Here is a 15356-nt window from a genome sequence, read left to right on the forward strand (position 1 = left end):
GAGGGGATTCCATGAAAGTCACACGTTTTGATCACGTCCATCAACTGACGTTTTTCGCACCCATCTTACCAATCAACGTCCAACTGATTGAACGTGAGCTCGGGCTTGTCTTGATCGATACAGGGCTCGCGCAGAACGCGGAATCGATTTTAGCGTATATCGAGACGTTCGAACGCCCGCTTCTCGCTATCTTGTTGACGCATGCCCATGGAGATCATGTCGGCGGTGTCGATACGATTTTGAAAGCCCATCCTCATGCCGAGCTGTACGTCTCGAGGCGCGACGCCCGTCTCCTTGAAGGGGACCGGACGACTGACTCGGACGAGCGGGCTCTCAAACTGAAGGGTTCTCTCCCGAAAATCCACTCCTTGCCGGATAAATTGCTTGACCCAGGTGAGCGGCTGTTCGGCTTACGGGTCTATCCGGCAGCGGGTCATACCCCTGGTTCGATTGCTTTTTTCGATGAGAAAGAGCGGATTTTGTTTGCGGGAGATGCATTTCAGACGCGTGGGGGAGTCGCCGTGGCAGGGGACGTCCGTCCGTTGTTCCCGCTGCCGGGTATCGCGACATGGGATAAGCGTGCAGCGTTAGAGCATGCGGAGAAGTTGCTCGATCTCGCACCGCAACGTACGTTCGTCGGCCATGGACAACCAGTCGCCGGGACACATCGGCTCTATTTGGCACTGAAGCGGGCCAAACGCAAGCAAGCACGTCTATTTTTACGATAATCCGGGGGTGCTCACAGGTGGAATTACGCGAGATTCAGACGACAGATTATCAACTGGCCGAGCAAATGCTCGAGATTCAACGAAACGCTTATGCGGTCGAGGCCGAGCTGATCGGCTTCGATGAGATCCCAGCGCGTTATGAGACGGTCGAGGTGATCCAGAATCTGCCCGGTACGAGCTACGGTTTGTATAACGACGGGCGGTTGATTGGCTTTATCACGATTGAAGCGGCTGAGAACACGGTCGAGGTCACAAAACTGTGCATCGATCCTAGATATTTCAGGGCGAGACTTGCGACGACGTTGCTCGAACACGTGCTCAGCTTGCACGAGGACAAACTCGTCTATGTGCACACCGGCAAACATAACGGACCGGCCAAGAAACTGTACACGAAGCTCGGGTTCGAACCGAGTGCCGAGTTTGAACCCGAACCGGGCGTCACATTGATCCGTTTTACGCGAACTTGAATCCCTTTCGTCAAATTTCACATTCTGTCTCACTACTTTAAGTATACTAAAGAATTGAGACGGAGTTTTATTTTTACTGATAATATCTCATATGTTAACTATAAAAATATATTTAATTATCCAAAGTCTTCAAACCTCCGTTTGACTTTAACCTAATACAAAACTGTGCCCCCAAGGTTAAAGAAAATTCAACTTTTGGGAGGCAGCACTTTTCGTGTACGACAATTAAACACGGTGTTAAACAGCTCTATTTCTTAGTTTCAATGTCATCGCATTGATAGCCACGATAACCGTGGACACGGACATCAGAACTGCTCCTGCGGCAGGAGCCAACGTAATCCCAATGGAGGCTAGAACACCCGCCGCTATGGGAATGGCAATAAAGTTATAACCGGCTCCCCACACGAGGTTCTGTTTCATTTTACTGGTTGTTTTATTGGCCAATTCGATAAAGGATTCAATATCGCCTGGATCCGACTGAGTCAAAATCACATCAGCGGAATCGATGGCGACTTGAGTTCCGGCACCGACTGCTATCCCAACGTCTGCTATTGCAAGGGATGGTGCATCGTTGACGCCATCGCCGACCATGATAACCGTTTGTCCATTATTTTTCAGTGATTCCACTAAACCATATTTATCTTGCGGTGATTGATTGGCTCTGTATTCAATGCCCAGTTCCTCTGCTACTCCTTGGGCAGCCGTTTCATTGTCACCTGTAGCCATAATCGGTTTTATATTGTAATGCTTCAATGCCTGTATCAGCGTTCTGCTCGTTTCTTTCAATTCATCGCCTAATGCGACCGTACCGATCGGATTCCCGTCCTCAACTAGTATACTTAATGTTGCCCCTTTGGGAACATCCACCGCTACATCTCTTCCAAGTGCCTTTTGGCTGATCAATTCGTATTTGCGGCCATTGGCGTTTCCTTCTATACCCGCACCCGACACAACATCAATCGAATCAAAGTGGACAGGCTGAATCCCTTGTTTCTCAGCGTATTGGACGATTGACTGGGCGATTGGGTGGCTGGACCCGCCTTCAATCCCTGCCATTAACGCCGCGATTTCGGCTTCGGTATGTTGACCATCCAGTGTTTCCATGTTCAAAACTTTAAATTCGCCAGTAGTCAATGTACCCGTTTTATCCAGTATCATTACATCAGCCTTAGTTGCCAGCTCCAATGCTTCGCGGTCTTTCACCAACAGCCCGCGGCTTGCACCTAAACTGGTGCTTCGTGCAATAACCAGCGGAATGGCAAGGCCGAGAGCGTGTGGACATGCAATGACTAATGTCGTAACCGTAAAAAGAACAGCGGTTTGAATGTCAGCAATGTACAGCCAAACGACAAAAGCGAGGAAAGCCGCCGCAATGGCGATATAAAACAGCCAGCCGGCTACTTTTTGAGCCAGATTTTCAGCTCTTGAAGGTTGATCCTGCGCCTGGCTTATCAGGGTTTGTACTTGGGAAATGAACGATTGGTCGCCGGTTTCCTGTACTTCAAGATATAAGATGCCTGCACCGTTCGTGGAACCGCCGATCACTTTGTCTCCGGCTCCTTTTTCAATGGGTTTAGATTCCCCCGTCAGCAAAGCTTCATTGATCCGCGAGGTGCCTCTTTTGATGATGCCATCGGCAGGGACGTTTTCTCCGGCCTGAACCCGTACAAGGTCTCCGACTTTCAGCTCATTTACGGGACGCGTCTCGATCGAATCATCTTCCAATACCACATGTGCATCTTTCGGCACCAATTCGGCGAGCGATTTTTGCGCGTCTCCTGCTTCTCCGATAGCCTTCATTTCGATCCAGTGTCCAAGGAGCATGATCAACAGCAAGGACGCGAATTCAAAGAAGAAATCCATGATGTGATCGCCGGTTACGTAGCGTGCCAGCACGGCGTAAATGCTGTACAAATAGGAAACGGATATCCCTAATGAAATAAGGGCCATCATGCCCGGTGCTTTTTCCTTAAATTCAGCGATTGCACCTTGATAGAAGGGTTTTCCGCCATAAACCAATAAGATAGTTGCTAATACAGCGACCACAATATCCGAGTATGGAAAAGTAAATTGGAAAGGAAGCCGAACGTCCATCATCGGCGACAATAATAGAATGACAATGCCCAAGGGCAGCGACTTCAGGAAAATTTCTTTGAAATTCCCATGATGGTGATGTCCATGGTCACTATGATCGTGGCCACCATGATTGTGATGGGCATGATCATCATGAATTTTGGCAGGATTGCTGTCGTCTTGAATGCCTTCTTTCACTTGGTCTTCATGGTACGAATGCCCAACATGTTTGGAATGATCCATTTTACTGTGATCTACCTGTTCGTCTTGATGGTGGTGATGGTCTTTATCATTTTTAGCCATTCAGTGCGCCTCCTCCAAACTAGTGGTTCTTATCCTATTTAACCCTATTTACATTCTTAACATTCACAAAGTTCTTGCCGAATATACCACGCGAGGGTATATTTCATTTAAAAGTAAAGTGTGCTGTGAAAGCACCCTTATACGACGTCATACCCTTGTTCTTCAATCGCTTTCTGAATTTCGTTTAATGATGTCTTGGCAGTATCATAGTCTACTGCCACTTCGCCTTTTTTAAGATCAACTGTCACAGATGAAATCCCTTCGAGTTCACCGACGCCCGTTTCAACCGAGTTTGCACAGTGGCCGCAGGACATACCTTGTACTTTTAATGTTTCAATCATTATTATTCCTCCTAAAGTAATATTTCCTTAAACTTAACATACCCCGATAGGGTATATCAAGTGTTTAGTATCATTTTACTTTATCGCTGTTTCCATGACTCTAATTTAGAAGTTCACAATGACCCCCCAAAAAAACCGCACCATTGATTTTAATATTTGATTACTTGTCTATAAAATGTGCAGTTTCTATGGAGTTTCGGTATTTCTGTTTAGTTTGGAAAGGAGAGGGAAATTCAGTAAATGAAGCAAAAATAAGAAATGGAGGTTTTAACTTGGCTCATGAACAACATCAGGAATTGATTCGGGCATTACATGATTGTGCAGCGGAATGTAACCATTGTTTTGACGCTTGTCTGCAGGAAGACGATGTGAAGATGCTAGCACAGTGCATTCGATTAGACCGGGAATGCGCGGACATTTGTGCATTTTTGGAACATGCCATTACTCACAATTCACCGTTCGTTTCCGAACTGGCAGCCGTTTGCGCAACCATTTGCGAAGCTTGCGCAGAGGAATGTGAGAAGCACGTCGATCATCATGAACATTGCAGACGCTGTGCGGAAGCTTGCCGTAGATGTGCAGAAGCTTGCCGTAACGCCGCATAACCTTACTCAAAAAGGCCCGTCGGAAATATTTTCCGACGGACCTTTTCTTTTATCAAGCATCATTCTGCTTCATGGATCCATTTGTAGCCGATTCCCCAAACCGTGAGAAAATGATCATCGACCGGAAAACCGGACTGGCGGATTTTTTCCCGAACATTTCGCACATGCGAATCGATGGTCCGCCCTTCCGTCTCTGAGTCGAATCCCCAAATTAACTGGATCAGCTGCTCCCTCGTAAACACTTTGTCGGCATTCTTCATCAGGTGGCCCACCATCAGAAATTCTTTTGGCGTCAATTTGATGATATGTTTGCCGTACGTAAGTTCAAACCGGTCTTCGTCCCACACCAAACCGTCCACTTCAATGGTATTTTTCGGAGTTCTCCTGCGAAGCAGCGCCCCCATCCGGGCCAGCAACTCATCTTCATTAAACGGCTTTGTGATGTAATCATCCGCCCCGATATTCAATCCCTTAACAATATCCTCCTGTTGTTCCCGCGCCGTCAGCATAATGATTGGCACATCCGAAAATTTCCGGATTTCGCGGCACAGTTCCCAGCCATCCATTTCCGGCATCATGATATCCAGTAAGACGAGATCGAAAGGTTCCGATTCCAAATAGTCGAGGGCTTCATGAGCTCCCAGTGCTTTTTTACAGAGGTACTGATGCGGCTTCAAATATAAAGCCACTAAATCCAGCATTCGTTGTTCATCATCAACCAACAGCACTTTCTGCAAGCGAATCCCCCCTTTTCAATTCTATCAGGACGGTTGTCCCTTGTCCGTACTCACTTTGAAGCGTCATGAGACCACCGTGCGATTCGACGATTTCTTTCGCAATCGCCAGGCCAAGACCGCTTCCTCCGTACTGTCTGGATCTGGATTTATCGACCCGATACAATCGTTCAAAGACAAAAGGAAGATCTTTTTCCGGTATGCCCTCTCCTTCATCACGGATGCTTATGGTGATGGTACCTTTATCTTGGACTCCCTGTAATACCACTTGTGTTCCTTCAGGAGAATGCTTGCGGGCGTTGTCCAAGACATTCAGCAATACCTGCTGAAAACGTTCGGGATCAATGAAGGCGACAATCTCATGTTCACAATGGACAGCCAATGAAATCTGTTTCTCGTCAAAAGCTGGCCGAACCAAGGCAACGACGGATGCAAAAAGCATCTCCAGTGAAAATTCCTCTTTTTGAATGGCGAACTGGTTATGATCCATCTGAGCCAGCTCAAACAGCTGCCGGATCAATTCCGTCAAATGGGCCGTCTCTTCCCGGATGATGCCAATGTATTCCTTTTTCTCTTCCTCGGATGCATCCGGCCGGCTCGCGATATCGGCATATCCTTTGATATAGGTCAACGGCGTCCGCAACTCGTGCGAAATACTCGCCAAAAATTCATTCCGCTCATTTTTTAAATGTTCCAAGTCACTGGATAGAGCAGTGATGGCGTTCGCCAGCTCTCCCAACTCATCGTTTCGGCCAATATTCAGGCTGACCTCGTGGTGCCCTTCGCTTAACTGTTCCGTCGCTTCTTTCATCCGAATCAACGGCAACGTAATCAATCGGGATAGCAGAAAAATTGTGATGACGGTCAACCCGACAGCAATCAGGCCAACAATCAGGAATTGGTTTCGCAAATGACTGACCATCCCTTTGATATGATTGGTTTCCGCAAACATGAACACGTGGCCTCTATGTTCTCCTTCAATGGTGATTGGGCTGTCCGTCGCAATAAACTCTTTTTTGTCCCATCGCTCTTCCACGACCTTCCCTCCCTGCAGAACCTCATCAAAATCGGTGTGTTCCAACACTTCCCTCATTTCAGGTTCAATCAGATCGGAATGGGTCAATTCGTTGCCATCTGCATCCGTGATGATGACGATGAAATCGGAGGCCGATTCCATCAACGCCACATGGTTCAATGTCGCCGGTTCAAAACTGTCTTCCAATACTTCGCTGTGGGTGTTCCCTCTTGCAAGCAGGTTGGTCATGACTTCATCCACCCGTTCATTGACAAAAGTAACGTACAGGGTTAGAAACAAAACCAATTCAATGATGATAATAAACACAAAAAACAGCAAACCTATTTTCAATGCAAGCCTGTTTAACATGGCATCCCTCTTTAAGTCGATTGGTTAGCAGCAATCAAGACAAAGACTGCTGCCGAAAGCTGTTGGATTCGGTTCGTCTTTCAAACGGCTAGCTGGTTTCTACTTGGTTTTTCCCTCTTCCAGCAGCGTTTTCCAGGTCTGTAATCCGTCTTCCGACAAGTAGGCATTGCCTTCAAATGTGTAGATCGCCAGTTCCATTCCATCCATCGGGTTTTGTGCAATAAAAGCGACGGCATCTTGTGAAAGGTCCGGTGTATTCACCGGCTCGAGTTCTTCATTTTCCATAGTATACTTCACCAGAGCCGCCGCTGTCCCGTAGCTTCCGAAGTACAAATGGTCTTCGGTGAAATGCACCGCTGTGCCTGTTTCACTTCCGTCTGTAATGGCTTTAAAATTTTCTCCGCCATCCCGTGAGAAATAAATCCCTGCAGCCGTAGCTGCAGCGACGAAGTTTGAGTCAGCCGGGTGAAGAGCGAGCGAAGTCACTTCGCCTTCCAGCCCTTCAGCCTTCACAGTTTTCCATGATTCGCCTTCATCACCGCTTTTATATACGCCGGCTTCCAATAGGGAATTCTTGGCCGGATTGATTAGGAAAATGTCGTTACTGTTATATCCCACCGCCATGGCATGAAAATCCGTTTCTCCTTGAAATGCAATCTCTTCAATCGATTTACCGCTGTCGATGCTTCGCTGTATCCCTAGGGGATTGGGTAATTCTGAGTCTGCACTTGGGTGGCCCGACGTAATAAATCCTTCATTTGTTGCATTAAAGCCCATATAATCATGAAAATTATCCGCCGTTTCGAACCAGCCCTCTTCCCGGTAAATTTTCAGCCCGGTATGCGAGGCAAAATACAGTCCGTTCTCATTTCCTGCATAACCCATCCCATGAACATGGTTCAGTTCCCCTTCAAACGGCACTTCAAATGAATCCGTTGTATCATTGCTGCAGCCTGCCAGCAAAAGAAAAGCCGACAGCACTGCCGTTCCTATTCTCTTTTTTTTCATGTAGATGCCCTCCGAATATGTCATTTTTTATTTTTTATAAGTATAACATTCTTAAAGTTTAACGAAAAAGTTTCGACTTTTTGTGCAGATATCTTGATTTCAAAACAGCTAATCCATTCCCTCTACAATTGACCCAAAAGGAATAATCCTTCCAATCGGTCCGGTGGAGGATCTTTGCCTGATTTTTATTTATAAATTTTCTACACCTGACATTTCTTTTCTTTCGGTTAGTCCACTTTAAAGAAATGTTTTTTTCTCGTTTTTTCTTTGCAGCATTTTTCAAAATAACGTGGCCCGCATTATGCTTGGGAAATTCAGAGGTATCAGCACGGTTTGATCTGTTCCATATAACTCGCGATATCCTCTTCGGACATTTCACCCGTAATAATTTTCTTGATTTTGCCCTCTTGATTGACTAACAGAGTAGTCGGCAATGGACGGATATTATAAGCTTCCATAACACTTTTGTCCTTATCGATAACAATCGGGAACGTTAAATTTCGCTGTTCAGCAAATTGTCTCACTTCATAATCGGATTGCGCAATATTGACAGCGAGTATCTCCACACCTTGATCCTTGTATACCTGGTACTGCTTTTCCATCAGCGGGAACTCTTTTTCGCACGGTTTGCACCAAGTACCCCAAAAGTTCACGAACACCCCCTGCCCTTTGTACTCAGACAGCTGATGCCGTTCCCCGTTCAAATCCGTCAACGCAAAATCGGGTGCCGAATCTCCAACTTGCAGCAATTCGTTTTTCTCTTTTGTTAATCCGTTGTAGATGGTAAATGCAATAGCGACAACCAGAATGAACAAATACTTGTCCTCATAATCAAGCGATTTCTCTTTTTATCCTTTTTAGCAGCCATACACTGTCACGTCCTTCCTAGATGCTGGGTTGAGTCCATTAAAACCCTGTAAATCCACCCGTAAATTGCGATAAAAAGCGATGATTTCTGTCAGCATGTCAAAGTAAAGTAAAACGCCCATCAGAATCATTAATGCTCCTCCTATTGACATGAAAAGAGCGCTCTTCTTCTTCAAGAAAGTCATTTTCTCAATAAAAAACGACATCAAGAGAAAAGGAATGGAAAATCCCAGAACGTAAAACAGCATATAGAGTAAGCCACTGTCCGGATCCGCTACTCCGAGTGCAATAACTCCTGCAAGTATGGGACCGGTACACGGGGTCCATCCAGCTGCAAAGCCAATGCCGATCAGAACAGAACCCGCGTATCCGGAGGGCCTTTTCTGGAACTGTAATTTCTTATCCGACAGCAGGAAGTCGAATTTCAGAATACCGGTTAGGACCAAGCCAAAAAACACCATCAAAATAGCGCCCAATTGACGTAGAAGAACTTGATATTCCAAGAAGAAGTTTCCGATAAGCGAAGTCGACAAGCCCAACGCTAAAAAAATGATGGAGAAACCTATCAAAAATAGAACCGTATGAATCAAAGCCGTGCTCCTCATCATTCCCTTGCCCGTCTTTAACTCATTGACTGAAACTCCAGTAAGGTAGGATAAAAAAGCCGGATACAAAGGAAGGGAGCATGGAGAGATAAATGATAAAAGCCCTGCGCCAAACGCAAGATACAAACTAATTTCCGCCACTTGTACACCTCCTATTACAGTAAGTTGAATCCTCTTCTTTATCATTTTTGTATCCCTTAAGGAATCAAATGAAATTTTCTATATAAGACTCGGGGAATTTCAAGGTATGTAAAATTAAATACAGCCCCTCTCTTAACTTCTACTTCCCCGTGCTTGCTTAACCGTTCCAGAAGACGTCAACCAATCCAGTTTACCGATTAATTCTTGATTTTCTGTGCAGTTTCTTCTATTCCGGTTCAGGTGAAGTCCCGGATGATTTGCAGGAAGCCGAAAATCCAACCTTTGAAGTTGGAAGCCAGCCGATTATTGAAACCGATCATATGGAAGGCATGAAAGGTGCTGAAGCCACAATTGTCGGGGCTTATGATACAACCGCCTATGCAGTGACCTATACGCCGACGGACGGAGGCGAGCCGGTTGAAAATCACAAATGGGTGATTCACGCAGAATTGGAAAATCCAGGTGATGAACCATTGGAAACGGGCGATGAAGCGACCATTGCCGCTGACCATATGGAGGGAATGGACGGCGCAACGGCTACGGTTGATTCTACCGAAGAAACGACCGTCTATATGGTTGATTTCGTCCCGACCACCGGAGGCGAGGAAGTCACCAATCATAAATGGGTGACTGAAAGCGAACTGTCACCCGAATAAAAGCGCCAAAACCCGGGATCTTGTCAACAAGATCCCGGGTTTTTATCTGTAATGGTTCATAAAGGATTCGATTTCGTTTGTATTACAAAAACATTAAGTTTTAGTAGTTAGGCTTCCCGTATAAATTCTGCACATTTTTTCAACATTTTTATAATAGAATAAATCAAATTTAAATAGTTTTAGAGAGGTCACCAAATCTATGAAAACAAATCAGCTTTTGAACGAATCCGGTCTAATCTCCCGATTAGATTCCAGAATATTAGAATTAGACATCAAGGGGATTGCCGATAACTCAAGCGATGTGGAAAAAGGTTTTGTGTTTGTTGCTATTAAAGGATTTGAAATTGATGGTCACGGGTTTATTGACCAGGCAATTGAAAAAGGGGCAGCCCTTGTCATCGGAGAACAAGAAATTACCCGGTTAGGTGTCCCTTATTTACAGGTGGAAAATAGCCGGAAAGCGCTTGGCATCCTGGCCAGGAATTTTTATGGCCGTCCATCTGACCAGAAAATAATGATTGGAATTACGGGCACCAACGGAAAAACGACGACGAGCTATATGCTCCAGCACTTTCTGGAAAGCAACGGTATGAGTTGTTCTGTCATCGGTACCAACCAAAATATTATCAATGGCGAAAAAATGAAAAGCTCGAACACCACACCAAATTCACTCGCTCTCCATAAACTGTTGACCCTCAGTCAGGATGAGGTCGTCATTATGGAAGTTTCTTCTCATGGACTGGCCCAGTATCGGTTAGAAGGCATTGAATTTGATTACGGCTTGTTCCTCAATCTTCACCATGAACACCTGGATTATCACAGTTCCATGGAAGAATATTTTCAGGCGAAGCTTACAATGTTCAATCAGATGAAAGAACATGGGATTGCTGTAGTGAATACAGATAATGAGTGGGGACGAAAGCTCTGTGGAATCCTGCAAACAAAGGGAAAACCGATTTATGCAATTGGCACATCCACTGAATGCAACCTGCGTGTTGCAAAATTTCATTCACTGTCCTCCACTATGCGGGTGATTGAAAGTAACGAAACGTATCAAATGGTCGCTGCCATGACCGGAATGCACAATATGTATAACACCTTAATGGCCTACGGAACATCATTGTTGCTGGGTATCCCCAAAGAAAAGCTCTTAAACTCCATTCACCATTTCAAGGGAGTCGATGGACGCTTTGAGATCACGAAACTGGCCAAGGGCTCGATCGTTATTGTGGATTATGCCCATACTCCGGATGCCATCTCTTACTGCCTGGAAACTGCAAAATCACAAGGGGCCCAACGAATAACCCATATTTTCGGCTTTCGTGGAAATCGAGATGCCAGCAAGAGAAAGCACATGCTATCCATATCTGCTGAAATGAGTGACCGCTACATTTTAACGTTGGACGACCTGAACAATGTTTCTCCAGGAGATATGCTGGAAGTTTTAAACCAACTAAATGAAACATACGGCAACTCAAAAGGCAGCATCGTTCCAGACCGTACACTCGCCATTCAGCAAGCAATCCATGAAAGCAAGGAAGGCGACTGGATTGTGATTACCGGTAAAGGACACGAGAAATACCAGCAAACCTTTCATTTACCGACTGATTCGGACCGGGAAACCGTCAATTATATAATAAAGCAGAACTAAAATAATCACTCAGGAGGGAGTAGTTATGAAAAAACTAAGTGTTGTTTCAACCATTTTAATCATGATCAACACTTTAATCGTTTCGTCCGTTTTCAGTAAAACTGATGACCCGTCCCTGCCAAACGTATCCAGTGAAGCAGCTATTGTCATGGAAGCAACGACTGGAGAAATCCTCTATGAAAAAAATGCACAGTCGCAGATGTATCCTGCCAGCCTAACAAAAATTGCCACAGCCATTTATGCAATTGAAAACAGAAAATTAAATGATGTTGTAACCATCAGTAAAAAAGCACGCAATACGGAAGGCACCCGTGTTTATTTGGAAGAGGGAGAACAAGTGACTTTAGAAAAACTGTTGCTGGGCCTCTTAGTCAACTCTGGAAATGATGCCGGCGTCGCCATTGCTGAACACATCAGCGGCAGCGTTGAGTTATTTTCTGCTGATATGAATTTATATTTAGAAGATGTAATTGGCCTGCGGAATACGAACTTCGAAAATCCCCACGGTCTTTTTGATCCCGAGCATGTTACGACAGCCGAAGATTTAGCGAAGTTAACCCGATATGCGATGAAGAACGATGAATTCATGAAAATATTTGGAACAAAAGAACTGCCCTGGAACGGTGAATCCTGGGATACCACGCTTTATACCCACCACAAACTATTAAGGGAAAAACCTTATGAAGGCGTTACGGGTGGTAAAACCGGGTTTGTGCCAGAAGCAGGCGTCACGCTGGCCACGACAGCCAAAAGAGAAAACCTGAATTTAATTGTCGTCACCTTAAAAAGCGACACAGAGGCAGAAGCTTATGCTGACACTATTCAACTTTTGGATTTTGGATTTGAAAATTTTAAAACAGTGAGCATTCCGAAAGAAAGCAGCTTTTTTGCCGGTGATGTGGAATACATTACGCCAGGCGATTTCTTTTATACACACCAAACAGATGAGCAAGTGACAATCGCTGTAAAAGAAGATGGACTATTAAGGATTACTGATCAGGATGGCACTCTTTTGTCTTCTTATCAGTTTCCCGTTGTCAGTGCTTCTGAGACAAACCTTCCTTCTAATTCTGAAGACGTTCGCACATTTTTCCCACCTGGGATTTTAAGTTCAATCTATTTGTTCCTCCTCGTCGTTGGCTTTTCAGGATTAGTGTATTACCGAATTCGAAAAAAACGGATATAGAACGCTCTTCTCTATCTTAAAATTTCATTCAACTGAACTTTTATATACCATCAATTTTTTAAACAGCGCAGGAGGCGGATTATACCATAAACACTCAGTTCCCCGTTTTAGAATTTCTGCTGCTTCTCATTTTCAACATAAGTATGGGTGCAGTTGGCTTTTTCCCAAGCTTTTTGCTCACGTCTCTCAATATCAGTTCTTTAGGGTTAACCATTGGCGTCATCCTTTCTTTGTCGGGGGAGATTTTTGGCGCTATCGTCGGATTTTACCTATATCGATATGGGTTTTCAAAAGTTAATCCAAAGTGGTTAAAGCGGCCGTTCTGGAGGTACATCCAGAGTTCTTCAATAAGCCGCGTCTTCTGGGCAATCATCTTGCTGCGCTTAATTCCTTTTGTCCCATCAGGTCTGGTAACAGCAGGGGCGGCCTTGACGCCCATTCCAGGTGGCTTATTCATTATTGCCAGCACCATCGGTAAAATTCCGGCCGTTTCTCTTGAAGTGGCTGTTGTTTATGGCCTTGTAGAATCCATACCTCCCGGTTATCAGTACGGCTTATTTATTTTGATCTTTCTATCGTTTCTAGTGATCTGGGCAAAGAACAAAAGAAAAAATTCTTTGTAATTTTACCCCCTGTTTGAGAAAACTTCGATAAATTCATCCTCTTTTTCTGGCTCATCACCATAACTCGTGGTTGCTATTTTGACGACCGATCTCGAGGCGCAATCTTAAAAAGAATCGTTCGAGGTTTCGATAGCCATAACCACGGCGTTTGATGAGCTTGATCTTGTTGTTCGTCCCTTCCATCTTCCCGTTCGACAGCCTTGACACGATGGTCTGGCGCATCGCTTGCTCCCGGACCCGGATTGCTTTCGCGATCTTCGCCAGGGGCCCGCACGGATGGAACTGATAACGGTCCAACCAGTCCGACAGCCGCCGTTGCGCCTGTATCTCGCACGTCGCCTTCAGCACATACCGAATATGCTGGAGCCCTTGATAGAGGTTCCGAATGAATGGATCTTCCTGAATACAGGAACGGACGACCTCCCGGTCTTCCCCAGTCAGTGTTTCCGGGCGACGCGCGAGCGAACGATCGATCACGCGAACGTGGTGATGGCGTCTTGCCTCGTTCAAAAAACGACGCCGTCGGCGAAGGGCGTCCGTGACGAACTGGACGAGGTGGAACCGGTCCAGCACATGTTCTGCCTCCGGGAAGACATGGTTGATGGCCTTCGCCATCGCCGGTGCAAAATCACTGACGACAGAACGGATATCCCCGGATATGCCTTGAAGTGCTGCCGTGATGGCTGCCACGTCCCGGCCCGGGACAATGGACAGAAGCTGGCCACTCTTGGCATCGAGGACAATCGTCGCATAGTGGTGCCCCTTTCTCGTGGCGAACTCGTCGACCAAGACATGCGTTGCACGCTCCACCGAAGCTACTGATAGAACCAGCGCTCCACCGTCGTATAAGGGAGACCGTACTCGCGTGCGACATCTGAGATTGTCCGTCCGTGGCAACGTTTTGCGATGCCTTTCCGGAAAACCTCGGTGGAAGTGCGGACGAGCCCGAGACCGTAGTCATACACGAACGTCAAATCACAAGAGGTGCATCTTTGACGTGGGACATCCAGTTCGATCCAGAGTATACCGACGTACCACGCATGACCGTGTCGAAAGCGACGCCGCTTTTTCGAATGCAGGATGGTCTTTCTCTGGCACAGCGGACAAGGGATGTCATGTCGACCCGGGATGACCGGAAAAACGTTTGGTTCTTCGTCTGACGACATTTGGATCTGAAAAAGGGCTGGAAGTGGAAGAAGTAATTTGATAAACTGTTGGGACAAAGCGAAAACTCCAATCGTGGTTTGTCTAAGCAACAATTACGATACCGGGGTTTTCGCTTTTTTTCTATGTTCAATTCAAAATCCGATGGATTTTATGTGTCAACCACACCTTATGGTGATGAGCCCATGAAAAGTCATTTCGGATAATTACTTCCTTTATTCTACACAGTTATGTAATTCTCCATTACAAATGACTTTCGTACAACATCAAACTTATGTAACGGGAGGAATTAGGATGCACAAAAAAGATGATTCTCTCGACAAGAAGGAATTTCAGGAGTCAGAGTTAAAGAACAAACGTCGTCAGTCTTCAGCTTTAGAGCCAACCATTCCGCTTAGTGAATTAACACTAACAGACCCTATCATGAAAGTGACGCTATGGATCGGGAGTTTTGGCGTTTATAACGAGTCCATTTTGACTTTTCATTCGAACGGTTTCGTTAAACGAGAACTCTTGATTCTTCAAACGTTTGGCGAGGAACAACGGATAGAATCCGGTTGGTACAACCAGGATGACTCTGCAAAAGTCTTAAAGAAATTCAATTCTTTTAAGACGCATCTCTGGCCGGAGTTGTTCGTAGAAACAGAAACAATCACTCACGATGGGACCCAGTGGAAGTTGGAGGTCTGTAAGAAGGGGGGGGAGACTAGTTCCTATAGCGGCAGCAATGCTTACCCGCCGAAGTGGAGGTCCCTCAAAAAATTGTTCGGCCACTATTGACGTCCAATCGTTTGTTGACCAGCCCTTACAGGAAGGTGTG

Annotated in this window: 16 protein-coding genes and 2 pseudogenes; 9 read left to right on the forward strand and 9 right to left on the reverse strand. The window is 45.6% G+C overall.

Translation table 11 applies throughout. From position 1 onward, the window contains the following. Positions 1 to 11: 11 nt before the first annotated feature. Together KNP81_RS11460 and KNP81_RS11465 are read left to right on the forward strand one after the other, a co-directional pair. Positions 12 to 728 carry an MBL fold metallo-hydrolase gene (locus KNP81_RS11460; protein ID WP_214707763.1) on the forward strand — a complete coding sequence of 239 codons (717 nt, stop codon included), beginning with the start codon at positions 12 to 14 and terminating at the stop codon, positions 726 to 728. Between the two features lie 17 nt (positions 729 to 745). After that, positions 746 to 1195, forward strand: coding sequence for a GNAT family N-acetyltransferase (locus KNP81_RS11465; protein ID WP_214711375.1), 450 nt, complete (start codon positions 746 to 748; stop codon positions 1193 to 1195). A gap of 237 nt (positions 1196 to 1432) precedes the next feature. Here the strand turns inward: KNP81_RS11465 and KNP81_RS11470 are convergent, their stop codons facing one another. Together KNP81_RS11470 and copZ are read right to left on the reverse strand one after the other, a co-directional pair. Continuing rightward, on the reverse strand, positions 1433 to 3571 hold the full coding sequence (locus KNP81_RS11470; protein WP_251130345.1) for a heavy metal translocating P-type ATPase: 2139 nt from the start codon (positions 3569 to 3571) through the stop codon (positions 1433 to 1435). Between the two features lie 137 nt (positions 3572 to 3708). Then, positions 3709 to 3912 carry a copper chaperone CopZ gene (copZ, locus tag KNP81_RS11475; RefSeq protein ID WP_029336157.1) on the reverse strand — a complete coding sequence of 68 codons (204 nt, stop codon included), beginning with the start codon at positions 3910 to 3912 and terminating at the stop codon, positions 3709 to 3711. Positions 3913 to 4184: 272 nt separating this feature from the next. Here copZ and KNP81_RS11480 point away from each other — a divergent pair, with 272 nt between their 5' ends. Next, positions 4185 to 4517 carry a four-helix bundle copper-binding protein gene (locus KNP81_RS11480; protein WP_214720037.1) on the forward strand — a complete coding sequence of 111 codons (333 nt, stop codon included), beginning with the start codon at positions 4185 to 4187 and terminating at the stop codon, positions 4515 to 4517. A 59-nt stretch (positions 4518 to 4576) separates the two neighbouring features. Here KNP81_RS11480 and KNP81_RS11485 read toward each other — a convergent pair whose 3' ends face one another. The 5 genes and pseudogenes from KNP81_RS11485 to KNP81_RS11505 form a co-directional block, all read right to left on the reverse strand. Next, entirely contained in the window at positions 4577 to 5254 is a 678-nt protein-coding gene (locus KNP81_RS11485; protein WP_029595517.1) for a response regulator transcription factor, read from the reverse strand. Then, positions 5232 to 6635, reverse strand: coding sequence for a sensor histidine kinase (locus tag KNP81_RS11490; protein WP_214720038.1), 1404 nt, complete (start codon positions 6633 to 6635; stop codon positions 5232 to 5234). Before KNP81_RS11490 ends, KNP81_RS11485 begins: the two co-directional genes overlap by 23 nt. 99 nt (positions 6636 to 6734) lie before the next feature. Beyond that, the gene (locus tag KNP81_RS11495; protein WP_214720039.1) at positions 6735 to 7643 is read right to left on the reverse strand and encodes a F510_1955 family glycosylhydrolase; all 909 of its coding nucleotides are present in this window, start codon (positions 7641 to 7643) and stop codon (positions 6735 to 6737) included. A gap of 323 nt (positions 7644 to 7966) precedes the next feature. Then, positions 7967 to 8511 (reverse strand): annotated as a pseudogene (gene resA, locus KNP81_RS11500) (thiol-disulfide oxidoreductase ResA). 38 nt (positions 8512 to 8549) lie between these two features. After that, a pseudogene (locus KNP81_RS11505) lies at positions 8550 to 9301 on the reverse strand (cytochrome c biogenesis CcdA family protein). Between the two features lie 155 nt (positions 9302 to 9456). Between KNP81_RS11505 and KNP81_RS11510 the strand changes: the two are divergent. The 4 genes from KNP81_RS11510 (at position 9457) to KNP81_RS11525 (ending at position 13372) form a co-directional block, all read left to right on the forward strand. Then, positions 9457 to 9912, forward strand: coding sequence for a YdhK family protein (locus tag KNP81_RS11510; RefSeq protein ID WP_214720067.1), 456 nt, complete (start codon positions 9457 to 9459; stop codon positions 9910 to 9912). Between the two features lie 199 nt (positions 9913 to 10111). Next, entirely contained in the window at positions 10112 to 11563 is a 1452-nt protein-coding gene (locus tag KNP81_RS11515) for a UDP-N-acetylmuramoyl-L-alanyl-D-glutamate--2,6-diaminopimelate ligase (RefSeq protein ID WP_214686820.1), read from the forward strand. Between the two features lie 25 nt (positions 11564 to 11588). Further along, on the forward strand, positions 11589 to 12749 hold the full coding sequence (locus KNP81_RS11520; RefSeq protein ID WP_214720040.1) for a D-alanyl-D-alanine carboxypeptidase family protein: 1161 nt from the start codon (positions 11589 to 11591) through the stop codon (positions 12747 to 12749). Between the two features lie 143 nt (positions 12750 to 12892). Next, complete coding sequence (locus tag KNP81_RS11525; protein ID WP_214686824.1) at positions 12893 to 13372, forward strand: TVP38/TMEM64 family protein; 480 nt, start codon at positions 12893 to 12895, stop codon at positions 13370 to 13372. Positions 13373 to 13426: 54 nt separating this feature from the next. Here the strand turns inward: KNP81_RS11525 and KNP81_RS11530 are convergent, their stop codons facing one another. Next, positions 13427 to 14182: an ISL3 family transposase gene (locus tag KNP81_RS11530; protein WP_214720041.1), complete on the reverse strand. Its 756-nt coding sequence runs from the start codon at positions 14180 to 14182 to the stop codon at positions 13427 to 13429. 5 nt (positions 14183 to 14187) lie between these two features. Further along, a complete protein-coding gene (locus tag KNP81_RS15475; protein WP_353048091.1) occupies positions 14188 to 14337 on the reverse strand; it encodes a helix-turn-helix domain-containing protein in 150 nt (49 codons plus the stop codon). Positions 14338 to 14364: 27 nt separating this feature from the next. Between KNP81_RS15475 and KNP81_RS11540 the strand changes: the two genes are divergently transcribed. Together KNP81_RS11540 and KNP81_RS11545 are read left to right on the forward strand one after the other, a co-directional pair. Further along, positions 14365 to 14532, forward strand: coding sequence for a hypothetical protein (locus KNP81_RS11540; protein WP_214720043.1), 168 nt, complete (start codon positions 14365 to 14367; stop codon positions 14530 to 14532). Between the two features lie 298 nt (positions 14533 to 14830). Then, entirely contained in the window at positions 14831 to 15316 is a 486-nt protein-coding gene (locus KNP81_RS11545; RefSeq protein ID WP_214720044.1) for a hypothetical protein, read from the forward strand. Positions 15317 to 15356 lie beyond the last annotated feature (40 nt).

It is taken from the genome of Exiguobacterium sp. s149, assembly GCF_018618395.1.
Taxonomy (GTDB): Bacteria; Bacillota; Bacilli; order Exiguobacteriales; family Exiguobacteriaceae; genus Exiguobacterium; species Exiguobacterium chiriqhucha.